The 25,237-nt window shown below is 66.8% G+C and carries 26 protein-coding genes; 12 read left to right on the top strand and 14 right to left on the bottom strand.

The genetic code is table 11. From position 1 onward, the window contains the following. The first annotated feature begins 31 nt into the window (after positions 1-31). The 3 genes from VQ067_RS29345 to VQ067_RS29335 all read left to right on the top strand — a co-directional run bounded on the left by VQ067_RS29345 (position 32) and on the right by VQ067_RS29335 (position 2,373). On the top strand, positions 32-883 hold the full coding sequence (locus VQ067_RS29345) for an NAD-dependent epimerase/dehydratase family protein (protein WP_023092768.1): 852 nt from the start codon (positions 32-34) through the stop codon (positions 881-883). Beyond that, positions 883-1,686 (top strand): AraC family transcriptional regulator, encoded by an 804-nt coding sequence (locus VQ067_RS29340; RefSeq protein WP_033991776.1) that lies wholly within the window; start codon positions 883-885, stop codon positions 1,684-1,686. The genes VQ067_RS29345 and VQ067_RS29340 overlap by 1 nt, the downstream gene beginning before the upstream one ends. 66 nt (positions 1,687-1,752) lie before the next feature. Continuing rightward, on the top strand, positions 1,753-2,373 hold the full coding sequence (locus VQ067_RS29335; protein ID WP_033991773.1) for a LysE family translocator: 621 nt from the start codon (positions 1,753-1,755) through the stop codon (positions 2,371-2,373). 6 nt (positions 2,374-2,379) lie between these two features. Here the strand turns inward: VQ067_RS29335 and VQ067_RS29330 are convergent, their stop codons facing one another. From VQ067_RS29330 to VQ067_RS29305, 6 genes are all read right to left on the bottom strand, one after another. Beyond that, complete coding sequence (locus VQ067_RS29330) at positions 2,380-3,111, bottom strand: hypothetical protein (RefSeq protein ID WP_003096611.1); 732 nt, start codon at positions 3,109-3,111, stop codon at positions 2,380-2,382. Positions 3,112-3,165: 54 nt separating this feature from the next. Next, on the bottom strand, positions 3,166-3,546 hold the full coding sequence (locus tag VQ067_RS29325; protein WP_003096609.1) for a RidA family protein: 381 nt from the start codon (positions 3,544-3,546) through the stop codon (positions 3,166-3,168). Positions 3,547-3,607: 61 nt separating this feature from the next. Beyond that, positions 3,608-5,713: a bifunctional GTP diphosphokinase/guanosine-3',5'-bis pyrophosphate 3'-pyrophosphohydrolase gene (gene spoT, locus VQ067_RS29320; protein WP_003096603.1), complete on the bottom strand. Its 2,106-nt coding sequence runs from the start codon at positions 5,711-5,713 to the stop codon at positions 3,608-3,610. A 65-nt stretch (positions 5,714-5,778) separates the two neighbouring features. Next, complete coding sequence (rpoZ, locus tag VQ067_RS29315) at positions 5,779-6,045, bottom strand: DNA-directed RNA polymerase subunit omega (RefSeq protein WP_003096602.1); 267 nt, start codon at positions 6,043-6,045, stop codon at positions 5,779-5,781. An 88-nt stretch (positions 6,046-6,133) separates the two neighbouring features. Continuing rightward, positions 6,134-6,745, bottom strand: coding sequence for a guanylate kinase (gmk, locus tag VQ067_RS29310; RefSeq protein ID WP_033991771.1), 612 nt, complete (start codon positions 6,743-6,745; stop codon positions 6,134-6,136). 58 nt (positions 6,746-6,803) lie between these two features. Continuing rightward, positions 6,804-7,667, bottom strand: coding sequence for a YicC/YloC family endoribonuclease (locus VQ067_RS29305; protein WP_003096599.1), 864 nt, complete (start codon positions 7,665-7,667; stop codon positions 6,804-6,806). 180 nt (positions 7,668-7,847) lie between these two features. Here VQ067_RS29305 and rph point away from each other — a divergent pair, with 180 nt between their 5' ends. Then, positions 7,848-8,567 (top strand): ribonuclease PH, encoded by a 720-nt coding sequence (gene rph, locus VQ067_RS29300; protein ID WP_003096595.1) that lies wholly within the window; start codon positions 7,848-7,850, stop codon positions 8,565-8,567. 46 nt (positions 8,568-8,613) lie between these two features. Next, positions 8,614-8,985, top strand: coding sequence for a DUF4870 domain-containing protein (locus VQ067_RS29295; protein ID WP_003096590.1), 372 nt, complete (start codon positions 8,614-8,616; stop codon positions 8,983-8,985). Positions 8,986-9,043: 58 nt separating this feature from the next. Here VQ067_RS29295 and VQ067_RS29290 read toward each other — a convergent pair whose 3' ends face one another. Beyond that, positions 9,044-9,823: an exodeoxyribonuclease III gene (locus VQ067_RS29290; protein WP_003098313.1), complete on the bottom strand. Its 780-nt coding sequence runs from the start codon at positions 9,821-9,823 to the stop codon at positions 9,044-9,046. 80 nt (positions 9,824-9,903) lie between these two features. On the opposite strand from VQ067_RS29290, the gene pyrE reads away from it, so the two are divergent. Together pyrE and VQ067_RS29280 are read left to right on the top strand one after the other, a co-directional pair. Next, entirely contained in the window at positions 9,904-10,545 is a 642-nt protein-coding gene (gene pyrE, locus VQ067_RS29285) for an orotate phosphoribosyltransferase (RefSeq protein WP_003096586.1), read from the top strand. A 20-nt stretch (positions 10,546-10,565) separates the two neighbouring features. After that, the gene (locus VQ067_RS29280) at positions 10,566-11,183 is read left to right on the top strand and encodes a hypothetical protein (protein ID WP_033991769.1); all 618 of its coding nucleotides are present in this window, start codon (positions 10,566-10,568) and stop codon (positions 11,181-11,183) included. On the opposite strand, the gene VQ067_RS29275 is transcribed toward VQ067_RS29280, so the two are convergent. Then, positions 11,163-11,627: an acyl-CoA thioesterase gene (locus tag VQ067_RS29275; protein WP_033991768.1), complete on the bottom strand. Its 465-nt coding sequence runs from the start codon at positions 11,625-11,627 to the stop codon at positions 11,163-11,165. The genes VQ067_RS29280 and VQ067_RS29275 overlap by 21 nt on opposite strands. 173 nt (positions 11,628-11,800) lie before the next feature. Here VQ067_RS29275 and VQ067_RS29270 point away from each other — a divergent pair, with 173 nt between their 5' ends. The 3 genes from VQ067_RS29270 (at position 11,801) to VQ067_RS29260 (ending at position 14,887) form a co-directional block, all read left to right on the top strand. Next, positions 11,801-12,190: a c-type cytochrome gene (locus VQ067_RS29270; RefSeq protein WP_003098306.1), complete on the top strand. Its 390-nt coding sequence runs from the start codon at positions 11,801-11,803 to the stop codon at positions 12,188-12,190. Between the two features lie 77 nt (positions 12,191-12,267). Further along, positions 12,268-13,596: a D-arabinono-1,4-lactone oxidase gene (locus VQ067_RS29265; protein ID WP_003136261.1), complete on the top strand. Its 1,329-nt coding sequence runs from the start codon at positions 12,268-12,270 to the stop codon at positions 13,594-13,596. Positions 13,597-13,678: 82 nt separating this feature from the next. Then, positions 13,679-14,887 carry a DSD1 family PLP-dependent enzyme gene (locus tag VQ067_RS29260; protein ID WP_074241022.1) on the top strand — a complete coding sequence of 403 codons (1,209 nt, stop codon included), beginning with the start codon at positions 13,679-13,681 and terminating at the stop codon, positions 14,885-14,887. 70 nt (positions 14,888-14,957) lie between these two features. On the opposite strand, the gene VQ067_RS29255 is transcribed toward VQ067_RS29260, so the two are convergent. Next, positions 14,958-15,908, bottom strand: a complete 951-nt coding sequence (locus VQ067_RS29255; RefSeq protein WP_003096575.1) for a SphA family protein — start codon at positions 15,906-15,908, stop codon at positions 14,958-14,960. A gap of 225 nt (positions 15,909-16,133) precedes the next feature. On the opposite strand from VQ067_RS29255, the gene sphR reads away from it, so the two are divergent. Continuing rightward, entirely contained in the window at positions 16,134-17,204 is a 1,071-nt protein-coding gene (gene sphR / locus VQ067_RS29250) for an AraC family transcriptional regulator SphR (protein ID WP_003096573.1), read from the top strand. 44 nt (positions 17,205-17,248) lie between these two features. Here the strand turns inward: sphR and argB are convergent, their stop codons facing one another. Genes argB through coaBC form a run of 4 tightly spaced genes read right to left on the bottom strand, consistent with a single transcriptional unit; the run spans position 17,249 to position 22,491 of the window. Continuing rightward, positions 17,249-18,154, bottom strand: a complete 906-nt coding sequence (argB, locus tag VQ067_RS29245; RefSeq protein ID WP_003096572.1) for an acetylglutamate kinase — start codon at positions 18,152-18,154, stop codon at positions 17,249-17,251. A 16-nt stretch (positions 18,155-18,170) separates the two neighbouring features. Beyond that, entirely contained in the window at positions 18,171-20,783 is a 2,613-nt protein-coding gene (locus VQ067_RS29240; RefSeq protein ID WP_033991423.1) for a phosphomannomutase/phosphoglucomutase, read from the bottom strand. Between the two features lie 36 nt (positions 20,784-20,819). Then, positions 20,820-21,275, bottom strand: a complete 456-nt coding sequence (dut, locus tag VQ067_RS29235) for a dUTP diphosphatase (RefSeq protein WP_003096567.1) — start codon at positions 21,273-21,275, stop codon at positions 20,820-20,822. A 7-nt stretch (positions 21,276-21,282) separates the two neighbouring features. After that, a complete protein-coding gene (gene coaBC, locus VQ067_RS29230) occupies positions 21,283-22,491 on the bottom strand; it encodes a bifunctional phosphopantothenoylcysteine decarboxylase/phosphopantothenate--cysteine ligase CoaBC (RefSeq protein WP_003098292.1) in 1,209 nt (402 codons plus the stop codon). A gap of 139 nt (positions 22,492-22,630) precedes the next feature. On the opposite strand from coaBC, the gene radC reads away from it, so the two are divergent. Further along, on the top strand, positions 22,631-23,305 hold the full coding sequence (gene radC, locus VQ067_RS29225; RefSeq protein ID WP_003096559.1) for a RadC family protein: 675 nt from the start codon (positions 22,631-22,633) through the stop codon (positions 23,303-23,305). Between the two features lie 339 nt (positions 23,306-23,644). Here radC and VQ067_RS29220 read toward each other — a convergent pair whose 3' ends face one another. Further along, on the bottom strand, positions 23,645-25,225 hold the full coding sequence (locus VQ067_RS29220) for an ABC transporter substrate-binding protein (protein ID WP_023100059.1): 1,581 nt from the start codon (positions 25,223-25,225) through the stop codon (positions 23,645-23,647). Between the last annotated feature and the right edge of the window lie 12 nt (positions 25,226-25,237).

Genomic DNA, 25,237 nt, shown 5'->3' with positions numbered 1-25,237 from the left:
GCCCGCCTTGTTGTAGGAAGGAGACGGCTTCATGTCGCAAACAGTGATGATCGCCGGCTGCGGCGATGTCGGCGGGCGCCTCGGCGAGGCACTGCTGGCCGATGGCTGGCGGGTCCATGGCCTGCGTCGCTCGGTGGACGCCTTGCCGCAGGGGATCCTGCCGGTGGCTGGCGATCTGCAGGCTCCGGAGTGTCCCGCGCAGTGGCCGAGCGAGCCGCTCGACTACCTGGTGTACAGCGCCGCCGCCAGTCAGCACGACGAGGCTGGCTACCGTGCCGCCTACGTCGACGGCCTGCGCCATGTGCTGGGCTGGTTGCAGGCCCACGGCCAGCGGCCCAGGCGCCTGCTGTTCGTCTCCAGCACCGGGGTCTACGCGCAGACCGATGGCGGCTGGATCGACGAGGAGTCGCCGGCGCTTTCCCAGGCCTATTCCGGACGGATCATGCTCGACGCCGAGCAGGTCGCGCTGGACAGCGGGATACCGGCTACCCGCGTGCGCCTGGCCGGCATCTACGGTCCGGGGCGGGAATGGCTGCTCAACCAGGTGCGCCAGGGTTACCGGGTGGTCAGCGAGCCGCCGCTGTATGCCAACCGGATCCACGCCGACGATGCGGCCGGGCTGCTGGCCCTCCTGTTGCGCGCCGATACCGGCGGCCAGGCGCTGGAGGACTGCTACATCGGTGTCGACGACGCGCCCGTGGCGATGCACGAGGTGGTCGACTACCTGCGCCAGCGCCTGGGCGTCAGCCAATGGGCCGACGAACATTCGGTACGCCGCGCCGGCAGCAAGCGTTGCAGCAACCGCCGCGCCCGGGCGCTCGGCTGGGTGCCGCGCTATCCGAGCTACCGCGAGGGCTACGCGGCGGTGCTCGGGGACGCCTGATGGCTGCCAACCGGTTGTTGGCGCGTCCCTGGCTGCCTGGCGTGGAGCTGTTCCATGCGGACTTCTCCGGCCAGGCGTTCGGCCGCCACAGCCATTCGGCCTTCGCCATCGGCTCGATCCTCCACGGCGTCGGCGGCTACCAGTGCCGCGGGCGGCGCCATGCGCTGCCGGCCGGCACCCTGTCGCTGATGAACCCGGAAGAGCCGCATACCGGGCACGCCGAATCCGAGCGGCTGGTCTACCGGATGCTCTATGTCGAGGAAACGCGCCTGCTCGGCCTGCTCGGCCGCAAACAGTTGCCGCGCGGCTTCGGCGAACTGAACCCGGCCGACGACGGCAGCGTGGCGGTTGGCCTGGCGCGACTGGCCGAGGACTTCCAGCGCAGCGACGCATTGGGGTTGGAAAGCCGCCTGCTGGCCTTGCTCGAACAGGTCTTCGTGCGCCACGGCGGCTTGCGCCCGGCGGCCGCGGCGCCGCCCCGCGACGGCGGAACCACCGCACGCCTGCGCGATTACCTGGAAGCGCATGCCACCGAGGCGCTCGGTCTGGACCAGCTGGCGCAGTTGCTGCAGCGCCACCCGCGCCACCTGATCGAGGCTTTCCGGCGTGCCTACGGCGTGCCGCCGCATACCTACCAACTGCAATGCCGGGTGCGCCAGGCCAAGCGCCTGTTGCTGGAAGAACGGCCGCTGGCGGAACTCGCCCAGCACCTCGGCTTCTACGACCAGGCGCACTTCTCCACGACCTTCCGGCGTTTCACCGGGGTCACTCCGGGGCAGTTCCGGCGCAGCGCCAAGACCTGAGTTTTTTCCAATACGGCGCCCGCCGCGCTGCACAGACTGGAGGCCTTCGCGTTTCGAGGGGCCTTCATGTTCGCCGCGTTCGTCCTTGTCGCCAGTACCCATTTCGCTGCCCTGCTGTCGCCGGGGCCGGACTTCTTCCTGTTGGTACGCGCCGCCCTGCTGCGCGGCCGGCGCCAGGCCGACGGGGTGGCCGCCGGCATCGCCCTGGCCAACCTCCTGAGCATGCTGCTGGTGCTCGGCCTGCTGGCCAGCGTGCCGGACTCGGCGCACAGCGCCTTGCGCTGGCTGCAGGCGCTCGGCGGACTGTACTTCCTCTGGTTGGCGGGCCAGGCGCTGCTTGCGCAGAGGCGACTGGAAATGCCGGCGCAGCGCGACGTCCCGTCCCGCGGCGGCTATCTGCGCGGGCTGCGCGACGGCCTGCTGGCGAGCAGCCTGAATCCCAAGCTGCCGATCTTCTATGCGGGGCTGTTCGGCGTGCTGGTGCGCTTCAGCCTGCCGGGCTGGGCGCTGGCCCTGTGCCTGGCGTGGATGAGCCTGGCGGTGCTGTGCTGGGACATGGCGCTGGTGCGCCTGCTGGACAGGCCGCGCTGGCGCGGCTGGTTGCAACGGCGGGTAGGTGCGCTGGACCGGCTGTGCGGCGTCCTGCTGCTGGCGCTGGGCGGCTGGCTGGTGCTGGCCGCCCTCTGAGAGGCGTCAGCGCTCCAGCAGCCAGACGCGCTTGCCGGGCACGTAGCTGGGCATCTCGTTGGCGCCGGCGGTATTGACCGCTTCGAACAGTTGCAGCTCGTCGTCGTCGAGGCTGAACAGCAATTCGCGGCCGCGGTTGCCTTGTTGCAGCCAGATGCTGTCGTTGTCGCCGCTCATCGCTGCGCAATCGCCGGCCAGGCACAGCGCGTAGCGTTCGGCGCCGGGCAGACCGCTGACCAGGCCATTGGCCTGGAACTCGACCTTGCCGCCCTGGCCCTGGCCTTCGCGGATCTTCCAGCTGCCCTTCAGATAGCTGCCGTACAAGGCCCGCTCGAAACCGCTGCCGGCAGGGCTGTTGGCCGCGGGTTGCGGGTCGAGACGGCGGAAACGCTGTTCCGGGCCGTTGGCGCTGGCCTGCTGGATCAGCTCCTTGCCGTCCAGTTCGAGGCTCTCCTGGTTGTCGTCGCCATAGAAGGCGACCTTCCAGTGCTCGTCATCGCTCTTGCTCAGGGTCCCTTCGCCCAGTTCGAAGCCGTTGCTGAAGGTGGCTTCGCCTGCCTTGCTGTCGAGCTTCCACTCCAGGTTCGGGCCATAGGCGAGCAGGGCCTCGCGCAGCTTGCCGTCCTTGCTCGCGGCGTCGATGGCGGCCTGGTTGATCCAGGTGCCGGACGGATCGGCCGTGCCGGCGCAGCCGGCCAGCAGGGTGGCGGCTGCGGCGAGGAAAATCACGCGGCGCATCGTGCTACTCCATGCAGAGCGACGGGGCCTTGGGCCCCGTCGCGAACATCCGGCTTATTCGAGGACGACGATGGCGTCCATTTCCACCTGTGCGCCCTTCGGCAGGGCGGCTACGCCGATAGCGGCGCGCGCCGGGTAGGGCTGGGTGAAGTAGCGGCCCATGATCTCGTTGACCTTGGCGAAGTGCGACAGGTCGGTGAGGAAGATGTTCAGCTTGGCGACGTCGTGCAGGTAGCCGCCGGAAGCCTCGATCACCGCCTTGAGGTTCTCGAACACCTGGACGGTCTGCTCCTCGAAGCCCTCCACCAGTTCCATGGTCTTCGGGTCCAGCGGGATCTGCCCGGACACGTAGACGGTATTGCCGGCCTTGATGGCCTGGGAGTAGGTGCCGATGGCGGCCGGGGCGTTGTCGGTGTGGATAACGGTCTTGGTCATGGGAACTCCTTGCTGAAATCGAGTGGGCGCGGGGGCGCCGGATGACACAGGAAAAAGCGGGTCAGCTACGCAGGCGGGTGATCCGGATCACTCCCTTGAGGGCGCGCAGCTTCTTGATGACGCGGGCCAGGTGGACGCGATCGTGCACGCTGACGACCAGCTGGACCACGCTGATGCGACCGTCGCGCTCGTCCATGCTGATCTTCTCGATGTTGCCGTCGGCCGCGTTGACGCTGGTGGCAAGCAGGGCGATCAGGCCACGCTGGTGCTCCAGCTCGACGCGCAGTTCGACATTGAATTCGCCGGTGACATCCTTGGCCCAGCTGAGCTGGATGCATTTTTCCGGGTTGTGGCGTACTTCGCTGATGTTCTTGCAGCTTTCCAGGTGCACCACCATGCCCTTGCCGGCGGACAGGTGGCCGACGATCGGGTCGCCGGGAATCGGCGTGCAGCACTTGGCGTAGCTCAGGACCAGGCCTTCGGTGCCGCGGATCGCCAGCGGACCCTCGGCGCTCGGCGCTTCCTCGCCCTCGCTGGACAGCAGGCGGCGGGCGACCACGTAGGCCATGCGGTTGCCCAGGCCGATCTCTTCCAGCAGGTCCTCGAAGACTTCCATGCGGTACTCGGCGAGCACGGCCTGGATGCGTTCCTGGGGAATCTTCTCGAGGTGGCTGTCGAAGCCGGTGAGGGTCTTGTTCAGCAGGCGCTCGCCGAGGTTGATCGACTCGGAGCGGCGTTGCAGCTTGAGCGCATGGCGGATATGGGTGCGCGCCTTGCCGGTGACCACGAAGCTCAGCCAGGCCGGGTTCGGCCGGGCGCCCGGGGCGGTGACGATTTCCACCGTCTGGCCGCTCTGCAACGGCTCGGAGAGCGGCGCCAGGCGGCGGTTGATGCGGCAGGCGATGCAACTGTTGCCGACGTCGGTGTGCACCGCGTAGGCGAAGTCGACCGCGGTGGAACCCTTGGGCAGTTCCATGATGCGGCCCTTGGGCGTGAACACGTAGACCTCGTCCGGGAACAGGTCGATCTTCACGTTCTCGATGAATTCCAGCGAGTTGCCGGCGCGCTGCTGCAGTTCCAGCACGCCCTTCACCCATTGCCGGGCGCGGGCATGGGTGCCCTTGGGCGTCTCGTCGTTGGACTTGTACAGCCAGTGCGCGGCGATCCCGTGGTTGGCCATCTCCTCCATCTCGCGGGTACGGATCTGGATCTCGATGGGCACCCCGTGCATGCCGAACAGGGTGGTATGCAGCGACTGGTAGCCGTTGGCCTTGGGAATCGCGATGTAGTCCTTGAAGCGTCCGGGGAACGGCTTGTACAGGCTGTGCACGGCGCCCAGTACGCGATAGCAGGTATCGACCTTGTCGACGATGATGCGGAAGGCGTAGACGTCCATGATCTCGTTGAACGCCTTACGCTTGCCGCGCATCTTCTGGTAGATGCTGTAGAGGTGCTTCTCGCGGCCGATCACCTGGCCTTCCATGCCTTCGCGGGCGAGGCAGTTGACCAGCGACTCCTGGATCTTGCCGACGATCTCGCGGCGGTTGCCGCGGGCCTTCTTCACCGCCTGGCGGATGCGCTCGGCGCGCATCGGGTGCATGGCCTTGAAACCGAGGTCCTCGAACTCCACGCGCATGGTGTGCATGCCCAGGCGGTTGGCGATGGGCGCGTAGATTTCCAGGGTTTCCTTGGCGATGCGCCGGCGCTTCTCGCCGGACAGCACCTCGAGGGTGCGCATGTTGTGCAGGCGGTCGGCCAGCTTGACCAGGATCACGCGGATATCGCGGGCCATGGCCATGGCCATCTTCTGGAAGTTCTCGGCCTGGGCCTCGGCCTTGGTCTCGAAGTTCATCTGGGTCAGCTTGCTGACCCCGTCGACCAGTTCCGAAACCGTCTCGCCGAACTGCGCGGTGAGCGCTTCCTTGGCGATGCCGGTGTCCTCGATCACGTCGTGCAGCATCGCGGCCATCAGGCTCTGATGGTCCATGTGCATGTCGGCGAGGATGTTGGAGACCGCCAGCGGGTGGGTCACGTACGGCTCGCCGCTGCGGCGGCGTTGCCCGTCGTGGGCCTGCTCGGCGTAGTAGTAGGCGCGGCGGACCAGGTTGACCTGGTCCGGCCCGAGGTAGCTCGACAGTCTGTCGGCGAAGGCGTCTATGCCCGGCAAGGGTTCACCCCCTGCCCGTAGGCGGGTTGCGGCGCTCGCAGGCGACGTCGAGCCGAGGCCATGGCTTACAGGGCCTCGGTGTTGGCCTCGTCGTCGAACGCTGCGAACAGCGGTTCGTCCTCGACGATGTCTTCCTGCTGGACGACGTTCTCATCGACCAGGCCGGAAGCGATCTCGCGCAGGGCGACGACGGTCGGCTTGTCGTTTTCCCAGGCCACTTTCGGCTCCTTGCCGCCGGTAGCCAGCTGACGGGCGCGCTTGGTGGCGAGCATGACCAGCTCGAAACGGTTATCGACGTTGTCCAGGCAGTCTTCAACGGTGACGCGGGCCATGGTGTTCCTCGTAACGAAAAGTGAGCCCGACGTTTGCCGGGCGGACTGAATAGTCTAAAAAATCGCCAATCTTTATGGAAGAGCCGATTTAGGCAAGCAGACGACCGAGCAGTTCGGCGTGGCGTTGCTGCTGGGCGTCCTGGCGCAACTGGCGGGCGCGGAAGATCGCCTTGAGGTCGTCCAGGGCGTGGGCGAAATCGTCGTTGATCACCAGGTGATCGTACTCCACGTAGTGGCTCATTTCGCTGACGGCTTCGCGCATGCGCCGCTCGATCACCTCGTCGCTGTCCTGGCCGCGGTTGGTCAGGCGCTGGCGCAGGGCTTCCTGGCTCGGCGGGAGGATGAAGATCGATTGGGCCTCGGGCATCAGCCGGCGCACCTGCTGGGCGCCCTGCCAGTCGATCTCGAGGATCAGGTCGAGGCCTTCGGCGAGGGTTTTCTCGACCCAGCGCTGCGAGGTGCCGTAGAGGTTGCCGAAGACTTCGGCGTGCTCGAGGAACTCGTTGCGTTCGAGCATGGCGAGGAATTCCTCGCGGCTGGTGAAGTGGTAGTTGACCCCGTCCACCTCGCCCGGACGCATGCCGCGGGTGGTATGGGAGACGGACACGCAGACCTCGGGGGCGGCGTCGAGCAGGGCCTTCACCAGGCTGGTCTTGCCGGCGCCGGAGGGAGCGGAAACGATGTACAGGGTGCCGGACATGAGGTGTTCCTGGTGCTTCGTACGGGTTGGAAAGAGATCGGGCGGAGGCGCCCGCCGGTCATTCGATGTTCTGGACCTGCTCGCGCATCTGCTCGATCAGGACCTTGAGGTTGACCGCCGCCTGGGTCGAGCGCGGGTCGAACGCCTTGGAGCCTAGAGTGTTGGCTTCCCGGTTGAGTTCCTGCATCAGGAAGTCCAGGCGCCGACCGGCGGCGCCGCCGGCCTTGAGGACCCGGCGGACCTCGCCGACGTGGGTGGCGAGGCGGTCCAGTTCCTCGGCGACATCGCTCTTCTGCGCCAGCAGGACCAGTTCCTGCTCCAGGCGCTGCGGATCGAGTTCGGCCTTGAGTTCGGCGAAGCGGTCGAGGATCTTCTGCCGCTGGTTGGCCAGCATGGTTGGCACCAGTTCGCGCAGGTTGCCGACTTCCACCAGCATCGCGTCGAGCCGATCGTTGAGCAGCTTCGCCAGCTCCTGGCCTTCGCGCGAGCGGCCGGCCTTGAGTTGCTCCAGGGCCTGGCCGAAGGCTTCCAGGGCGGCGGCGTTGAGCGCCTGCGGATCGGCCGAGTCGGCCACCAGTACGCCGGGCCAGGCCAGCACGGCGAGCGGATCGAGAGGCGCCGGCTGGCGGATCAGGGCGGCTACGCCTTCGGCGGCGGCGACCAGTTGGCGGGCGCGCTCCTGGTCGACCTGCAGGCTCTTGCCGGCGGTTTCCTCGGCGAAGCGCAGGGTGCATTCCACCTTGCCACGCGACAGGCCCTGGCGCAGCGCCTCGCGCACCGCGCCTTCGAGGTCGCGGAAGGCGTCGGGCAGGCGCAGGTGGGGCTCCAGGTAACGGTGGTTGACCGAGCGCAGCTCCCAGCTCAGGGTGCCGTGGGTACCGGCCTGCTCGACGCGGGCGAAGGCGGTCATGCTGTGCACCATGGGTCTACCTCGATAGTCGTGTGGGGAGTGCGTTCGGCGCCGGACGCGCGCGGCTGCCGTGATTCGAGCCGGGCATTGTAACCCACGTCCGGCGGGGCCCGCACGCCGACGGTGGTTGAGAGCCCGGGCTGGCCTCTATAATGGCGGCCAATTCCGCTTTCTCAGTACAGGATATCCACGATGAATCGTCCCAGTGGCCGTGCCGCCGACCAGCTGCGCCCGATCCGCATCACCCGCCATTACACCAAGCACGCAGAAGGTTCGGTGCTGGTCGAGTTCGGCGATACCAAGGTGATCTGCACCGTCAGCGCCGAGTCCGGGGTGCCGCGCTTCCTCAAGGGCCAGGGCCAGGGTTGGCTGACCGCCGAGTACGGCATGCTGCCGCGCTCCACCGGCGAGCGTAACCAGCGCGAGGCCAGCCGCGGCAAGCAGGGCGGTCGTACCCTGGAGATCCAGCGCCTGATCGGCCGTTCCCTGCGAGCGGCGCTGGACCTCAGCAAGCTCGGCGAGAACACCCTGTACATCGACTGCGACGTGATCCAGGCCGACGGCGGCACCCGCACCGCCTCGATCACCGGCGCCACCGTGGCGCTGATCGACGCCCTGGCGGTGCTGAAGAAGCGTGGCGCGCTCAAGGGCAATCCGCTGAAGCAGATGGTCGCCGCCGTTTCCGTGGGCATCTACCAGGGCGTGCCGGTCCTCGACCTGGACTACCTGGAGGATTCCGCCGCGGAAACCGACCTGAACGTAGTGATGACCGATGCCGGCGGCTTCATCGAGGTGCAGGGAACCGCCGAAGGCGCGCCGTTCCGTCCCGCCGAGCTGAACGCCATGCTCGAACTGGCCCAGCAGGGCATGCAGGAGCTGTTCGAACTTCAGCGCGCCGCGCTGGCCGAATGAGCAGACGCCCGGCACTGCCTGCCGGGCCCCGGAGAAGGAGCGCTACATGAACGATGTATCCGAAGAGGTCGCCGCGACCCCCGGCCAGGAAGCCCGGCAATGGGCGATGTTCTGCCATTTCGCGGCGTTCATCGGCCTGGTGTTTCCCTTCGGCAGCCTGCTCGGGCCGCTGATCGTCTGGCAACTCAAGCGCGAGAGCGATCCGTTCGTCGACGCCCAGGGCAAGGAAGCGCTGAACTTCCAGATCACCGTGGCGCTGGCGATGTTCGTCAGCTTCCTGCTGATGCTGGTGGTGATCGGCTTCTTCCTGCTCGGCCTGGTCTGCCTGGCGGCGCTGGTGTTGACCATCATCGCCGGCATCAAGGCCAACGAAGGCAAGGCCTATCGCTATCCGTTCTGCCTGCGGCTGATCAAGTAGGTCGCACGTGGAATAGAAAAGCCGGCGCATGCGCCGGCTTTTTCGTATCTGACAGGGCTCAGATGCTCAATTGCCAGTCGTAGTCGACGATCAGCGGCGCATGCTGGGAGAAGCGCGGCTGGCGCGGCAGCTTGGCGTTGCGCACGAAGCGGCGCAGGCCGGGGGTCAGCACCTGGTAGTCGAAGCGCCAGCCGAGGTTGAGCATCTCGGCCTGTTCGCTGTCCGGCCACCAGCTGAACTGGTCGCCTTCGCGGCTGACTTCGCGCAGGGCGTCGGCATAGCCGAGGTTGCCGAACACTTCGTCCAGCCAGGCCCGTTCGGGCGCGAGGAAGCCCGGCATCTGCTGGCATTCGCGCCAGTTCTTCACGTCCATCTTCTGATGGGCGACGTACAGCGAGCCGCAATAGATGTATTCGCGGCGCTTGCGACGCTGCTTGCTCAAGTAATGGGTGAAGTCGTCCATGAACTTGAATTTCTGGTTCAAGCTCTCGTCTCCGCTCTGCCCGGAAGGCAGCAGCAGGGTGGCGATACTCACCTTGTCGAAGTCGGCTTGCAGGTAGCGCCCGTAACGATCGGCCGTTTCGAAACCTAAGCCGCTGATCACAGCTTTGGGCTGCAAACGGCTGTAGAGTGCGACACCGCCCTGTTCGGGTAGCTCGGCATCGCAGGCATAAAGGAAGTAGCCGTCCAGTTGGAAGGACGGGTCATCCAGATCGAAGGCGGAGGCTCGGGTGTCCTGCAAGCAGATCACGTCGGCATTCTGTGCTTGCAGCCAACTGAGCAAACCGCGCTCGGCCGCAGCCTGAATACCATTCACGTTCACACTGATGATCCGCATAAATGGCCCCCAAAATCACGTGCGTGTATGATACCCGAGCTCAAACGGTTTAGCTAAATTCATGCGGCTTGGTGTCATTCATGCAGGCGTATCAGCGCGATTTCATTCGTTTCGCCATCGAGCGCGGGGTTCTGCGCTTCGGTGAGTTCACCCTCAAGTCCGGGCGCACCAGCCCCTATTTCTTCAATGCCGGCCTGTTCGACAGCGGCCTGGCTCTGGCCCGCCTGGGACGCTTCTACGCCGAGGCGGTGATCGACAGCGGAATCGACTTCGACGTCCTGTTCGGCCCGGCCTACAAGGGCATTCCCCTGGCCGCCACCACCGCGGTGGCCCTCGCCGAGCAGCACCAGCGCGACCTGCCCTGGTGCTTCAACCGCAAGGAAGCCAAGGACCACGGCGAAGGCGGCACGCTGGTCGGCGCGCCGCTGAGCGGCCGGGTGCTGATCATCGACGACGTGATCACCGCCGGCACCGCGATCCGCGAAGTGATGCAGATCATCGACGCCCAGGGCGCCAGGGCCGCGGGCGTGCTGATCGCGCTGAACCGCCAGGAGCGCGGCAAGGGCGAGCTGTCGGCGATCCAGGAGGTCGAGCGCGACTTCGGCATGCCGGTGGTGAGCATCGTTTCCCTGGAGCAGGTGCTGGAATATCTTGCCGAAGATGCTGAACTGAAGAAGCATCTGCCGGCGGTAGAGGCCTATCGCGCCCAATACGGTATCTGAACCTTTCACAAGGGACTGGCATGGTCGGACAGGATGTAATGCGTTGCCTGATGGCCCTGGGGCTGGTGCTCCAGGGGCTTTCCTTCGGCGCCCAGGCGGCGCCGGGCGGAGCGTTGGAGCTTTACCGCTACGTCAACGACAAGGGCGTGGTGGTGCTCGACCGCCAGGGTGTGCCGCCGCAGTACATCGGCAAGGGCTACCAGGTCCTCAACGACCAGGGCCGGGTGATCCGCACCGTACCGCCGGCGCCGACCGCCGAGGAGCTGCGGCAGCGCAAGGCGGCCCAGGCCCAGGCCAGTTCCGATGCGCAGTTGCTGCGCCTGTATTCCAGCCTCGAGGACGTCGACCGCGCTCGCGAACGGCGCCTGGCGGAACTGGACGGGCTGAGCAGCGTGGCGCGCGGCAACCTGCAGTCGCTCAAGCTGCAACAGGCCAACCTGCAAGGCCAGGCGGCCAACCAGGAGCGTGCCGGACGTCCGGTGGCGCAGGCGCTGGTGGACCAGCTGGACGATCTCAAGCAGGAGGAAAAGCGCCTGCAGGGTGAGATCGGGCGCTTCCAGAAGGCCCGCGAAGAGGCGGAAAGAACCTATGCCGCCGACCGCGCGCGGCTCTCCCAGCTACTCGGCGTGAGCCCCTGACTCCACTGGCGACTGTCGCTCGAACGCCCTGATCTTCTCGCGCAGCCAGTCCGGTACGGGCTGGCTCTGTCGCTCGTTCGCATCCGCATAGACGTAGACCAGCTCGCCGACGGTGAGCAGCTGCTCGTCGCGCCAGATGCCCAGCTCGAAAACCAGGCTGCTGCGCCCCAGCCGCGCCACGCGGGTGCCGATGTCCAGCCAGTCGTCGAAATGCGCCGGGGCGCGGTATTCCAGGGTGCTCTTCACCGCGAACAGGTCGCCTCCGCCGCGCAGCAGGTCGGCCGGGTAGGACATGCCGAGCTGGCGGTAGTACTCGGTGGTGGCGACGTCTAGATAGGTCAGGTAGTTGCCGTTGAAGACGATGCCCTGCGGATCGACCTCCGCCCAGCGAACCCGCAGGGAATGGAAGAAGGTGTAGTTCTGGCGCTGTGCTGCGCTGCTCATGCCGGCTCCTCGACGCTGCTGCAGACATCGACTCTAGACCGCCATCGCGCGGTGCGAAAGGGCTGGCCGCAGAACCCCCCGTCGCTGGCCCGCATTGCCCTCATCCTCGGGGCGTCGCGGCCTTAGTGTTGTTCGACGAGAACGCACGCCGTGCGCAACGAGAGAGGAACACCATGTCGTCCACGCTCCGCCCCGGACCGGGCAACTCGCGCCTTTGCCGCCCGGGGTTGCTGCTTGCCCTGGGCCTGATGCTGGTGGCCTGCGGAGAATCCACGGAGCCGCCGGCGCGGGCCGCCGATTCCCAGCGTGTCCCTGCGGACCCTGCGTTGGCGCAGGTGTATTCCGCCAGTTGCAAGCTCTGTCACGCCAATCCCGCCTCCGGCGCGCCGCTGACCGGCGATGCCGCTGCCTGGGCGCCACGCCTGGCGCAGGGCATCGACACCCTGCTGGACCACAGCATCAACGGCTACAAGGGCATGCCGCCCATGGGCATGTGCATGCAGTGCTCGGAAGAGCAGTTCCGGGCTTTGATCGATTTCATGTCCGCAGCGCAGGACCGATAGGGGATACCGGCATGCCAAGTCATCTGTCGCGACGCCAGCTCCTGCAACGGGCGGGAGCGCTCGGTGCGTTCGCCGCCATGGTGGGAAACCCCGCGCTGGCGGAGTTGCTCCGCGCACCGCGCCTGATTCCCTGGCGCAACTGGTCCGGCGCGCAAAGCTGCCTGCCCCTGGCGCGGGAGGCACCGAAAGACCTCGACGAACTGGTCCGGGTCATCCGCCAGGCGTCCGGCAGGATCCGCCCGGTGGGCTCCGGCCATTCGTTCAGCGCGTTGGTCCCGACCGACGGCACCCTGCTCTCACTCGCCTACTTCAGCGGCTTGCTCAGCCACGACAGCGCGACCCTCCAGGCCGAGTTCGGCGGTGGTACGCCGATGTCGCAGATGGGCGCTCCGCTCAGGGAGATCGGCCAGGCGCTGGTGAACATGGCCGACATCGATTACCAGACCCTGGCTGGCGCCATCGCTACTTCCACCCATGGCACCGGGGTCGGCTTCGGTTCCTATTCCGCCCAGGTTCGCGGTCTGCAACTGGTCACCGCGAGCGGCGAGGTGCTCGAGTGCGACGCCAAGCGCAACGTGGAGGTGTTCGATGCCGCGCGGGTCTCGCTGGGGGCGCTGGGCGTCGTGACCCGGGTGCGCCTGCAGAACCGCGCGGCCTACCGCCTGCGTGAACGGCAGTGGATCGCCCGGACCGAGGAATTGCTGGAGGACGTGGAGAAGAACACGCGCGAGAACCAGCACTGGGAGATGCTGGTGGTGACCCACTCCGACTACGCCCTGTCGATCGCCCTCAACGAGACCGACGAGCCGAAGACCCCGCCCCTGGACCCGGCGAAGGAAGGCGGCAACGAGTTCGTCGGCCTGATCGAAGGTCTCGACAAGTACCTCAGCGACTTCCCGGAGACCCGCCGTACCCTGCTCAACAGCCTGCGCCACTTCGCCCGCTTCGACGAGCGGGTCGACGATTCCTATGCGGTCTACGCCAACGTGCGCAACGTGCGCTTCAACGAGATGGAGTATTCGGTCCCCGCCGAGCATGGCCCCGCCTGCCTGCGGGAAATCCTCGCGCTGATCCGCGACAAGGACCTGCGCACCTGGTTTCCCATCGAGTACCGCTACGTGAAGGCCGACGACATTCCCCTGAGCATGTTCGAGGGCCGCGACAGTTGTTCCATTTCCGTGCATCAGCACTACAGCATGGACCACCACAACTTCTTCGCCGCGGTGGAACCGATCTTCTGGAAATACGCCGGGCGTCCGCACTGGGGCAAGCTGCATGGCCTCAACGCGCACCAGTTACAGGGGCTCTATCCGCGCTGGAAGGCGTTCGCCGAGGTGCGCCAGGCGCTGGATCCCCGCGGGCGGTTCCTCAATGCGCACCTCTCTTCCATCCTGGGCGTGACCTGAAAGGAGCGACGCCGTGAATCGACGCAAGTTCATGTTCGCCGGCCTCGGGGCCGGCGCGCTGCTGGCGGGAGCTGCCGCCTGGATGCGTCCCGCCGACCGTGGCGGGCCGTACGACGACTATTTCCGCGCGCTGAACCGCGAACTCAAGGCCAATGGCCCGATGTGCCCGGTGCTGCTCATCGACCTCGATCGCCTGGACCACAACATCGATGTGGTGATGCGTTCGGTCCGCCGCGGCGGCAAGCATCTGCGGCTGGTGGAGAAGTCGCTGCCCTCGCCCTGCCTGCTGGCGTACATCGCCAGGCGCGCCGGCACCCGGCGGCTGATGTCCTTCCACCAACCGTTCCTCAACCACGACGCGGTCGCTTTTGCGGATGCCGACATCCTCCTCGGCAAGCCGTTGCCGGTGCGTTCGGCGGAACTGTTCTACCGCGAGCACAAGGGTGCGTTCGACCCGGCGCGGCAGCTGCAATGGCTGATCGATACGCCGCAGCGCTTGCGTCAGTACCTGGCGCTGGCCCAAGGGCTGGGTACCCGGATGCGCGTCAACATCGAACTGGACGTCGGCCTGCATCGCGGCGGGGTGGCCGACCAGGCCGCGCTGGGTGAATTGCTGGCGCTGATCGCGGCGCATCCGCAGCACCTGGAGTTCGCCGGCTTCATGGGCTACGACCCCTTCGTCGGAATGGGTGTGCCGGGCATCCTCGGTTCGCCCGAAGAGCTGTTCGCCAAGGTCATGGCGCTCTACCAGGGACATGTCGACTTCGCCCGCCAGCGCTTCGCCGCGCTGTGGACGCCACAGCTGACCTTGAATACCGCCGGCAGCCCCAGCTATCGCATGCACGAGAAGGAAACGCTGAGCAGCGAGGTCTCGGTGGGCACCGCCATGCTCAAGCCGAGCCACTACGACCTGGCGTCTCTGGCCGAGCATGTGCCGGCCGTCTACATCGCCACGCCGGTACTCAAGAGCACCGGCGCGGTGCAGATCCCGGCGCTGGACGGCAAGTCGCGGCTGTTTTCCTGGTGGGACCCCAACCAGCGCGGCACCTTCTTCATCTACGGCGGCAACTGGATGGCCGACTTCGCCTCGCCCGAGGGACTGCGCAGCAACGGCATCTACGGGCGCAGCTCGAACCAGGAAATGGTCAACGGCTCGCCTTCGGTGGGCCTGGAGGTGGACGACCAGGTCTTCCTGCGGCCGACCCAGAGCGAGTCGGTGCTGCTGCAATTCGGCGACCTGCTGGCGCTGCGCGGCGGGCGGATCGTCGAGCGCTGGCCGGTTTACGCCTAGGACGCCTGGTGCTTTTCCTAGTCGATGGCGGCAGCCCGCGGATACCGGGCTGCCGCTTCGTTCCGATGCCTCAGAGTTCGAACGGAATGGTCAGCTTGGCCCAGAGCATGTCGCCTTCGGGGCGGTTCTCCACGTCGAATTCCTTGGCCCAGCGGATCTCCGCGCTGGCGTACTTGAGGAAGGTCAGATGCACGGCCGGGCCGATGGCGAAGACCTGGCCGCGTACGCCGTCGTCGACTTCCTCGCCGAAACCGAACACCCGTACGGTCTCGCCGTTCTGTTTGTCGTCGGTGGTCTGCTTGAGGTAGTAGCCGTTCAGGCCGAGGCGCAGGTTGTCGGTCACCCGATAGCTGGCGGAATAGTCGAAATGGAAGATCTGCCCCGAGCGATAGTCGGTGTCGTGGTTTTCCATGTTGAAGCTGTAGGTGGCCTTCAGCGACAGCTCGGTGCGTTCGGTGGGCAGCCAGGTGAAGGAGAACAGCGGCTTGTAGGTGTAGAAGTTGTTGCTGGTGTTGGCCAGCCGCTCGGCATCGTACTTGCCGGTGGGCACGGTGACCTCCACGGCGGCGGCCAGGGTCAGGTCCTTGCCCATGTCCCAGAGGATGATCGGCGCGAAGGTGGTGTCACCCATGCTTTCCCGTTCGTCGCTCAGGCCGAACGCGGCCACCCGTTGGCGGATATAGGGCTGGGCGATGTAGCCGCCCAGGCGCCCGCCGAAGATCCGCAGCGGGCTCAGGTAGTCCAGGCGAGGGATGATCGCATCCGAGCTGATCTTCACGTCGGACACCTTGCCGCCGAAGGAGCTGATGTTCAGCTTCCTGGCTTCGTAGTGGTTGTAGTAGACGTTGAAGGCGAACATGTGGTCCGGGAGGTTGTCGACGTCCAATGGCAGGGTGAAGAAACCGTCGGTTCCTGGACCTATGTTGTCCACGCCGCCTTCGCTGGCATGGGTGCAGCAGCTGAAGGCGAGGGTGACGCAGGCGGCCAGGCGCAGGGGCCTGCGGGGGTGGGTCGGGTTCATGGGCGGGCTCTTATTATTGTTTGGCGTGGCTCGGGGTACGGCATAGGAATAAGCCCTATCGACAGGCCGAGGCAGGGCATTGACGGTCAGCGAGGGGGGGATTTGCGGACACCGTGCAATGCTTTGTTACATCTGTGCGGAACGCTATATGATGGGACGCTCATCCCATGTCGCGATCCACCGCCAGAACAAGAACGAAGCCGAGACCGGCTCAGGATTTCGCCCATGCACAACAATGCCGCCGATGCGCGCTACGAACTCGCCCAGGTATCCACCTTCCTGCTGCAGACGCTGGCCGAGGTGGTCGAAGGCCATGGCGTCGATCCCGCGCGGCTGTGCCGGGGCCTGGGCTTCACCGTCGAAGACCTGCAGGACCCTACCCAGCGCATCTCCTACCGCCAGGCCGTGAGCATGATCCAGCGTGCCCTCCAGGCCCTGCCGGAGCGGGGGCTGGGGCTGTGGGTCGGACACCAGAACGTGCTCGGCACCCTTGGCCTGCTGGGCCATGTGCTGTCGCTGTGCCGGACCCTGCGCGACGCGTTCGACATCGGCGTGCGCTACCAGCACAGCTCGGGCGGGATCGTCACCTCCAGCGTCTACCAGCAGGGCGAAACCTTCTTCGTCGAGGTCGAATGCCACCTGCCCAGCAGTGAGGTGCAGGTGTTTGCCATCGAGGAGTTCTTCGCCAGCTTGCTGGTGTATGGGCGTGCCCTGGTCAGCCCGGCGTTCGAACCGCTGGGCATCGAACTCATCCATGCCGCTCCGCCCTACGCGGGCGAGTACCTGCGCCTGCTGGGCCCCCAGGTACGCTTCGGCTGCCTGCACAACCGCATGGCGATCGCCAGCCACTGGCTGGACATGCGCCTGCCCAACCACAACCTGCCGGCGTTGCGCCAGGCGCTGGCCCTGCTGGAGCAGGAAAGCACCCAGGTGCACCGGAAACTCGACCTGGTCCAGGCGGTGGAACGGGCCATCGCCCGCGACCTCAGCCTGGGCAGCCAGATCGAAAGGATTTCCGCCGAACTGAACATGAGCAGCCGCACCCTGCGGCGCCGGCTGGCCGAACACGGGCTGACCTTCGAGGCGTTGCTGGAGCAGGTGCGACGAGGGCGGGCGATGAGCCTGCTGGGCAACCCCGGGATGTCCATCGAACGTATCACCGAGGAAGTGGGATACCGTGACATCCGCAGTTTCAGGCGCGCTTTCAAGCGTTGGACGGGAGTGAGCCCAGCGACCTTCCGCAGCGAGGGTGCGAGCCCGCTGGAGCAGGCCTTCGCGCTGGCCGCGCGACGCTAAGGGAGAACCGCCATGGCGCGCCGGAGCGCGCCATGGCCGGACGATCAGTGACGCTTGCGGTTGCTGATCAGGGTGCCGACGCCGCTGTCGGTGAAGATTTCCAGCAGCACGGCATTCGGCACCCGGCCATCGATGATGTGCGCGCTGGTCACGCCGCCCTGTACCGCTTCCAGGGCGCAGCGGATCTTCGGCAGCATGCCGCCGTAGATGGTGCCGTCGGCGATCAGCTCGTTGACCTGTTCGGTGGACAGCCCAGTCAGCACCTGGCCCTGCTTGTCCATCAGGCCGGCGATGTTGGTCAGCAGCATCAGTTTCTCGGCCTTCAGCGCTTCCGCCACCTTGCCGGCCACCAGGTCGGCGTTGATGTTGTAGGACTCGCCGTTGCTGCCCACGCCGATCGGCGCGATCACCGGAATGAAGTCGCCCTTGACCAGCATGTTCAGCAGCCCGACGTTGACCCCGGTGACTTCGCCCACATGGCCGATGTCGATGATCTCCGGCTTGGTCATCTCCGGGGTCTGGCGGGTCACGGTGAGCTTCTTCGCACGGATCAGCTCGGCGTCCTTGCCGGTCAGGCCGATGGCGCTGCCGCCGTGGCGGTTGATCAGGTTGACGATGTCCTTGTTCACCTGGCCGCCGAGGACCATCTCCACCACGTCCATGGTCGCCGCATCGGTGACGCGCATGCCGTCGATGAAGTGGCTCTCGATCGACAGGCGCTTGAGCAGGTCGCCGATCTGCGGGCCGCCGCCATGCACCACCACCGGGTTGATGCCGACCGCTTTCATCAGCACCACGTCGCGGGCGAAGCCGGCCTTCAGCTCCTCGCTCTCCATGGCGTTGCCGCCGTACTTGATCACCAGCGTCTTGCCGACGAAGCGGCGGATGTAGGGCAGGGCCTCGGAAAGGACCTTGGCAACCTGGGCGGCGTCATCGCGACTCAGGGTCATGGGGAGCTCCGACATGTCAGAAGGGCACGGGCAGCGAGGAATCCACTGCCTTCAGTTGGTTACGGAAGACGGTCTTGATGCGCTCCAGCTCTTCCTCGGTGTCCGCTTCGAAGCGCAGGACCAGCACGGGAGTGGTGTTGGAGGCGCGTACCAGGCCCCAGCCTTTGGGGTAGTCGACCCGCACGCCGTCGAGGGTGGTGATGTTGCCTTCGCCCCATTGGGCGTCGCGTTGCAGCGCCTCGATGATGGCGAACTTGCTGTCCTCGGTGACGGTGATGTTGATTTCCGGGGTGGAAATGTCGCTCGGGAAGGCCGAGAACACGTGCTCGCTGTCGCGCTGGTCCTGGCTGAGGATTTCCAGCAGGCGGGCGGCGCTGTAGATGCCATCGTCGAAGCCGAACCAGCGCTCCTTGAAGAACACGTGGCCGCTCATCTCGCCGGCCAGCAGGGCGCCGGTTTCCTTCATCTTCTTCTTGATCAGCGAGTGGCCGGTCTTCCACATCACCGGACGGCCGCCGTAGCCGCTGATCAGGGCGATCAGACGGCGGGTGCACTTGACGTCGAAGATGATGTCGGCCCCCGGGTTGCGCGAGACCACGTCCTTGGCGAACAGCATCAGCAGGCGGTCCGGATAGATGATGGTACCGGTATTGGTGACCACGCCGACGCGGTCGCCGTCGCCGTCGAAGGCCAGGCCCAGGTCGGCGTTCTCGGCCTTGACCTTGGCGATCAGGTCCTTCAGGTTCTCCGGCTTGCCCGGGTCCGGATGGTGGTTCGGGAAGTTGCCGTCGACCTCGCAGTACAGCGGGATCACGCTGCAGCCCAGGGCCTCGATCAGTTGCGGGGCGATCACCCCGGCCACGCCGTTGCCGCAGTCGACCACCACCTTCATCGGCTTGGCCATGGCGATGTCGTCGCGGATCTGCTTGAAGTAGCGCGGCAGGATGTCGACCTGCTCTACGCTGCCGACGCCGGATGCCAGGTCGTTTTTCTCGATGCGCTCGCGCAGGGCCTGGATCTGCTCGTTGGCCAGGGTCTCGCCGGCGACCACGATCTTGAAGCCGTTGTAGTCCGGCGGGTTGTGGCTGCCGGTCAGCATCACCCCGGACTTGCCCTCGAGCACGTTGGCCGCGTAGTACAGCACCGGGGTAGGCACCATGCCCACGTCGCTGACCTGGCAACCGCAGTCCACCAGGCCCTGGATCAGCTGCTTGACCAGTTCGGGACCGGACAGGCGGCCATCGCGGCCGACAGCGACGCACGGTTCGCCGCGGGCGAGACTTTCCGAGCCGATGGCGCGACCGATCCAGTAGGCGGTCTCGGCGGTGAGGGTATCGCCTACCACGCCGCGGATGTCGTAGGCGCGGAAGATGCTGGCGGGCAGCGTCGGTGCTTTTGCAGTGCTCATGATGGGGGTTTGCTCCAATCCCAGGAGGTCCTGGTCTTCATCGAGAATGTCGATATCCAGAATGTCGGTGTTCTGGAACAACGGATCTGCCAATGCCGGCTCCTCGCGAGGAGGCGCTTTCGCCACCGCCACCGCCACCGGCGCCACCGGCGCTGCCTTGGCAGGGCTGGGCGCGCTGGTCGGCTCCGGCTTGCGCCGCGGCTGGCGGGCCAATGCCTGGATCAGCGGGGCGAAGCCCGGCAGGCTAGGCACAGGGGGTTTGGCAGTGCGTTGCCCGCCGAGTTCCTGAAGATACTGACCGAGGGTCAGGACATCCTGGTGCAGGCGGCGCAACAGCGACGAACGGGTGAGGTAGGCGCCGAGGATGCCGCCGAGCAGGGCCAGCAGCGCCGCGAGTGCCAGCAGCAGCGGCGAGGCCTGGGTCGAGGCGACGCTGCCGGGCGTGTAGTTCAGTTTCCAGTTCGGATTGCCGCTGTCCAGCGCTTGCGCACCCTTGCCCGGCGCCGGCGTACCGCGTTGCAGCAGCACCTGGGCCGGTGCGCCGGAGAACTGCTGGACCAGTTGCACCTGGCCGGCATCGCCCGGCAAGGGCGGCAGGGCGCGCAGCAGCCGTTGCAGGTCGACCGCCAGCAGCAGCGTGCCTTGCAGGCTCTGGTCGGCGCCGCGCACCGGCGCGGCGCTGTACAGCAGCCAGCGCTGGCCGACCTTGTAGGCTTCGGCGGCGACGTTCTGGCCACTTTCCACCCGGTGCAGGATATCCAGGGCGGCGAAGCTGACCGGGCCGGGGCTGTCGTTGTCCTGGGTGGCCTGACCGGGCGCGTTCAGGTGGGCATCGACCACGCCGTCCCAGGCCAGCAGGCTGCGCTGGGCGGCCTCGATGCGGGCGGCGTCGCCGCTTTGCAGGGCTTCGAGGGCGAGGGGGCTGGCCGCGGCGGCGCGGGTGTCGGCGGCGAGTTGCTGCAAGGCCTGGCGCAAGGCGCCGGCCTGGCCTTCGGCCCAGGCCGCGTCCAACTGGCGCTGCTGTGCCTCACCGGCGCCGCCGAAGACGCCGAACCAGAGCAGGGCGCCGGCGGCCGCCACGCCCAGCAGGCTGGCGCCTATGCCGGGCAGCAGGTCCTTGCCGTCAGCGCGTTCGGACGCTGCCTTGCGCGGCTTCTTTTCCGGTTCGAGCAGGTCGCCCAACTCGTTCCCATCCTTGGCGGTGCGCTGGAAAAGCTTCATGCCGCGTCTCCTCGGCGTCTCGTCCTGTGTTCGGGGTCAGTGGCTGCCGGAATGGCCGAAGCCGCCGGCGCCGCGCTGGCTTTCGTCGAACTGCTCGACCAGCTCGAAATGCGCCTGCACCACCGGCACCAGTACCAACTGCGCGATGCGCTCGCCGACGGCGATGGTGAACGGCGACTCGCCGCGGTTCCAGCAGGACACCATCAGCTCGCCCTGGTAGTCCGAGTCGATCAGGCCGACCAGGTTGCCCAGCACGATGCCGTGCTTGTGGCCCAGGCCGGAGCGCGGCAGAACCAGGGCGGCGAGGCCGGGATCGGCGATGTAGATGGACAGGCCGGTGGGAATCAGCAGGGTCTGGCCCGGGCCGAGGACGGTGTCTTCCTTGAGCATGGCGCGCAGGTCGAGGCCGGCCGAGCCCGGCGTGGCGTACTGCGGGAGCGGGAAGTCGGAGCCCAGGCGGGGGTCGAGGATCTTGGCTTGGAGAGAGTGCATCAGTAACTCATTGCTGGTTGAGGCGGTCGGCGATGAAGGCGATCAGCTGGCGAGCGATCTTGCCCTTGCTGGTCTGGGCGAAGGTGCTCGGATGCAGGTCGCGGTCGATCACCGTGATCGCGTTCTCGTCGCTGTTGAAGCCGATCGAGGGGTTGGCCACGTCGTTGGCGACGATCAGGTCGAGGTTCTTGTCCTTCAGCTTGCGTGCAGCATAGTCCAGCAGGTTTTCGGTTTCTGCGGCGAAGCCCACGCTGAAGGGACGATCCTCGCGCTGTGCGAGGGTGGCGAGAATGTCGGGATTGCGCACCAGCTGCAAGAGCAAGCCCTCGCCGCTGGTAGGGTCTTTCTTCAGTTTGTGCGCGGCGACCACTTCCGGGCGGTAGTCGGCGACCGCCGCGGAGGCGATCAGCAGGTCGCAGGGCATCGCCGCCTCGCAGGCGGCCAGCATGTCGCGGGCGCTGACTACGTCGACGCGCTGCACCCGGTCGGGCGTCGGCAGGTGCACCGGGCCGGTGACCAGGGTCACTCGTGCGCCGGCTTCCACCGCCGCCTCGGCGAGGGCGAAGCCCATCTTTCCGGAACTGTGGTTGGTGATGTAGCGCACCGGGTCGATGTTTTCCTGGGTCGGGCCGGCGGTGATCAGCACATGCACGCCGGTCAGCGCCTGGCGCTGGAAGCAGTCGGCGGCGCGCTGCGCCAGTTCCTCGGCTTCGAGCATGCGCCCGAGGCCGACGTCGCCGCAGGCCTGGCTGCCCGCTGCCGGACCGAACAGGTGGAAGCCGCGCTGGCGCAGCAGCTCGGCGTTGGCCTGGGTCGCGGTGTCGCGCCACATGGCCTGGTTCATCGCCGGTGCCAGGGCGATTTGCGCGTCGGTGGCCAGCACCAGGGTGGTCAACAGGTCGTTGGCCACGCCCTGGACCAGGCGCGCCATGAGGTCGGCGGTGGCCGGTGCGATCAGCACCAGATCGGCCCAGCGGGCTAGTTCGATGTGGCCCATCGCGGCTTCCGCCGCCGGGTCCAGCAGATCGGTGTGCACCGGATGGCCGGACAACGCCTGGAGGGTCAGGGGCGTGATGAACTCGCGGCCGCCCTGGGTCATCACCACTCGGACTTCAGCGCCCTGGTCGCGCAGGCGGCGGACCAGTTCGGCGCTCTTGTAGGCGGCAATGCCGCCGCCCACGCCGAGGACGATGCGTTTCCGATAGAGCCGCTGCATAGGCTTGCCTTAATAAGGAAATGGATGACATGCGCTTCGGCAAACGCGCCTCCCCAGGTCGTCTGCCGCGCAAAAAGGATGGGCTAAGATAGCACAGCGTCCGCACGGGAACAGCGGGCGGGCTCGATGGGGAAAGCGAATGAGCATCCGCGATTGGCCCGAAGCCGAACGGCCTCGGGAGAAGCTTCTGGAGCAGGGCGCGGCGGCCCTTTCCGATGCCGAGCTGTTGGCGATCTTCCTGCGCACGGGAGTGACCGGTTGCAGTGCGGTCGAGCTGTCGCGGCGGCTGTTGAGCGAGTTCGGCGGGCTGCGTGCCCTGCTCGAGGCGGACCTCGCCTCGTTCTGCGGCCATCTCGGGCTCGGCGTGGCCAAGTATGCGCAATTGCAGGCCGTGCTGGAGATGGGCCGGCGCCACCTGGCCGAGCGCCTGCGTCGCGATTCGATACTGGAGAGCCCGCAGGCGGTGCGCGACTATCTCAAGGCGCGCCTGCGCCACGAGCAGCACGAGGTGTTCGCCTGCCTGTTCCTCGACACGAGGCACCGGGTCCTGGCGTTCGAGGTGTTGTTCCAGGGCAGCATCGATGGCGCCAGCGTCTACCCGCGCCAGGTGGTCAAGCGCACCCTGGCGCACAACGCGGCGGCGCTGATCCTGACCCATAACCACCCTTCCGGCGACGCCCGTCCGAGTCTCGCCGACCGCCAGCTCACCGCGCGCCTGAAGGAAGCCTTGGCGCTCATCGACGTGCGGGTGCTCGACCACTTCATCATCGGCGACGGCGAGCCTCTGTCGCTGGCCGAATACGGTTGGCTGTGAGCGTTCGGCGAAGGGCCCAGCCCAGGCGCCGCTCGATGCCCGCCAGCAGGCGCCGGCGGATCAGCCCGCTGACCGGGCGGATCGCCACCCAGTAGGGGGTGAAGCGCAGGCGGCTGGCGCGATCGGGGCAGAACACCCGGGTTTCCGTGTGCAGCAGGGTAGCGCCGGCGCTTCGTGCAGGGCGCACCCCAGCGGGTCGTCGAAGCGCAACAGGCCTTCCACCGCGTCGAGCAGCGCGGCGGCCGGCGCGTCGATCAGCCGCTGATGGCGCTCGCTGAACTGCCAATGCGGCAGGTAGAGGGGTCGAGATCCATCGCCGGGTTCTCCCGGGCGTGGCCTTCAGCGTTTCACGGCGACCCGCGAGAAATCCTGGCGACCGAACGGATTGACCTGGTAGCCCTGCACCTCCTGGCGGGTCAGGGCGAAGGCGGTCGGGTGGGCCAGGGGCAGCCAGAGCGCCTGTTCGTGGATCAGTTTCTGCGCCTGGTGGTACAGGCCGGTGCGTTGTTCCTGGCTGCTGGCGGCCTTGCCGTCGGCAATCAGCTTGTCCAGGCCGGGATCGCAATAGCGCGCGAAGTTGAGCCCCGACTTGACGCTGGCGCAGCTGAATTGCGGAGTGAGGAAGTTGTCCGGATCGCCGTTGTCGCCGGCCCAACCCATGAACAGCAGGTCGTGTTCGCCATTCTTGGCGCGACGGATCAACTCGCCCCATTCGATGACGCGGATGTTGGCCTTGATCCCGGCCTCCGCCAGGTCGGCCTGGAGCAGTTGGGCGCCGAGGCTCGGGTTGGGGTTGAGCAGGCTGCCGGACGGGCGGGTCCAGATGTTCAGCTCGGGAAGCTGCTTGCCGGCCAGCAGCTTGCGCGCCTGTTCGGGGGCGTGCGGGTAGGCGGGAATATCCCTGGCATAGCTCCAGGTGTTTGGCGGATAGATGCCGGTGGCGGCACTGGCGCTGCCTTCGAATACCGCCTGCAGGTAGCTGGTGCGGTCGAAGGCCAGGTTGATCGCCTGGCGCACCTTGGGATCGTCCAGCGGCGGATGCTGGGTATTGAGGGCGACGAAGGCGGTCATGAAGGCCGGCGTCTGCTCGACCTTCAGGCTGGCGTCCTTGCGCGCGCTCTCCACGTCCAGCGGCTTCGGCGACAGGGCGATCTGGCATTCGCCGCGGCGCAACTTCTGCAGGCGCACGTTGGCGTCCGGGGTAATGGCGAAGATCAGCGCGTCGACCGCCGGCTTGCCGGCGAAGTACTCGGGGTTGGCGGCGTAGCGCACCACCGCGTCCTTCTGGAAGCGCTTGAACACGAACGGCCCGCTGCCGATCGGCGCGGTGTTGAGCTTTTCCGGGGTTCCGGCCTTCATCAACTGGTCGGCGTACTCCGCCGAATAGATGGAGGCGAAGCCCATGCTCAGCATCGGCAGGAAGGTCGCGTCGGGGTGGTCGAGAACGATCAGCACCTGGTGGTCGCCGCTTTTCTCCACCCGCTTGATCAGCTCCGGCAGTTGCATCGACTGGGCGTGCGGGAAGCCGTTCTGCGCCACCTTGTGCCAGGGATTGGCCGGATCGAGCATGCGCTGGAAGCTGAACACCACGTCGTCGGCGTCGAGCGTACGGCTCGGCTTGAAGTAGGCGGTGCTGTGGAAGTGCACGCCCTGGCGCAGGTCGAAGCGATAGCTCAGGCCGTCGTCGGATACCGACCAGCGCTCGGCCAGCGAGGGCACCACCGTCCCCTTGCCGGCGTCGAACTCGACCAGGCGATTCATCAGCACATCGGCCGAGGCGTTGGTGGTGGTCAGCGAGTTGTACTGGACCACGTCGAAGCCCTCGGGGCTGGCCTCGGTACACACACTCAAGGTGGCAGCGGCGGCGGGCTGGGCGAGCAGCAGGGGGGCGAGGAACAGGGAGAAAGCGGCGAGGCGCATGACGGGCTCCAT

The sequence above is a fragment of the Pseudomonas sp. KBN12P06040 genome (assembly GCF_037574965.1).
GTDB lineage: Bacteria > Pseudomonadota > Gammaproteobacteria > Pseudomonadales > Pseudomonadaceae > Pseudomonas > Pseudomonas aeruginosa.
This window is presented reverse-complemented; position numbering and strand designations above follow the sequence as displayed.

Coding starts and splice junctions, on each gene's coding strand:
- VQ067_RS29345 (WP_023092768.1), top strand. CDS start 32: ATGTCGCAAACAGTGATGATCGCCGGCTGCGGCGATGTCGGCGGGCGC.
- VQ067_RS29340 (WP_033991776.1), top strand. CDS start 883: ATGGCTGCCAACCGGTTGTTGGCGCGTCCCTGGCTGCCTGGCGTGGAG.
- VQ067_RS29335 (WP_033991773.1), top strand. CDS start 1,753: ATGTTCGCCGCGTTCGTCCTTGTCGCCAGTACCCATTTCGCTGCCCTG.
- VQ067_RS29330 (WP_003096611.1), bottom strand. CDS start 3,111: ATGCGCCGCGTGATTTTCCTCGCCGCAGCCGCCACCCTGCTGGCCGGC.
- VQ067_RS29325 (WP_003096609.1), bottom strand. CDS start 3,546: ATGACCAAGACCGTTATCCACACCGACAACGCCCCGGCCGCCATCGGC.
- rpoZ (WP_003096602.1), bottom strand. CDS start 6,045: ATGGCCCGCGTCACCGTTGAAGACTGCCTGGACAACGTCGATAACCGT.
- gmk (WP_033991771.1), bottom strand. CDS start 6,745: ATGTCCGGCACCCTGTACATCGTTTCCGCTCCCTCCGGCGCCGGCAAG.
- VQ067_RS29305 (WP_003096599.1), bottom strand. CDS start 7,667: ATGGTGCACAGCATGACCGCCTTCGCCCGCGTCGAGCAGGCCGGTACC.
- rph (WP_003096595.1), top strand. CDS start 7,848: ATGAATCGTCCCAGTGGCCGTGCCGCCGACCAGCTGCGCCCGATCCGC.
- VQ067_RS29295 (WP_003096590.1), top strand. CDS start 8,614: ATGAACGATGTATCCGAAGAGGTCGCCGCGACCCCCGGCCAGGAAGCC.
- VQ067_RS29290 (WP_003098313.1), bottom strand. CDS start 9,823: ATGCGGATCATCAGTGTGAACGTGAATGGTATTCAGGCTGCGGCCGAG.
- pyrE (WP_003096586.1), top strand. CDS start 9,904: ATGCAGGCGTATCAGCGCGATTTCATTCGTTTCGCCATCGAGCGCGGG.
- VQ067_RS29280 (WP_033991769.1), top strand. CDS start 10,566: ATGGTCGGACAGGATGTAATGCGTTGCCTGATGGCCCTGGGGCTGGTG.
- VQ067_RS29275 (WP_033991768.1), bottom strand. CDS start 11,627: ATGAGCAGCGCAGCACAGCGCCAGAACTACACCTTCTTCCATTCCCTG.
- VQ067_RS29270 (WP_003098306.1), top strand. CDS start 11,801: ATGTCGTCCACGCTCCGCCCCGGACCGGGCAACTCGCGCCTTTGCCGC.
- VQ067_RS29265 (WP_003136261.1), top strand. CDS start 12,268: ATGGTGGGAAACCCCGCGCTGGCGGAGTTGCTCCGCGCACCGCGCCTG.
- VQ067_RS29260 (WP_074241022.1), top strand. CDS start 13,679: ATGCGTCCCGCCGACCGTGGCGGGCCGTACGACGACTATTTCCGCGCG.
- VQ067_RS29255 (WP_003096575.1), bottom strand. CDS start 15,908: ATGAACCCGACCCACCCCCGCAGGCCCCTGCGCCTGGCCGCCTGCGTC.
- sphR (WP_003096573.1), top strand. CDS start 16,134: ATGCACAACAATGCCGCCGATGCGCGCTACGAACTCGCCCAGGTATCC.
- argB (WP_003096572.1), bottom strand. CDS start 18,154: ATGACCCTGAGTCGCGATGACGCCGCCCAGGTTGCCAAGGTCCTTTCC.
- VQ067_RS29240 (WP_033991423.1), bottom strand. CDS start 20,783: ATGAAGCTTTTCCAGCGCACCGCCAAGGATGGGAACGAGTTGGGCGAC.
- dut (WP_003096567.1), bottom strand. CDS start 21,275: ATGCACTCTCTCCAAGCCAAGATCCTCGACCCCCGCCTGGGCTCCGAC.
- coaBC (WP_003098292.1), bottom strand. CDS start 22,491: ATGCAGCGGCTCTATCGGAAACGCATCGTCCTCGGCGTGGGCGGCGGC.
- radC (WP_003096559.1), top strand. CDS start 22,631: ATGAGCATCCGCGATTGGCCCGAAGCCGAACGGCCTCGGGAGAAGCTT.
- VQ067_RS29220 (WP_023100059.1), bottom strand. CDS start 25,225: ATGCGCCTCGCCGCTTTCTCCCTGTTCCTCGCCCCCCTGCTGCTCGCC.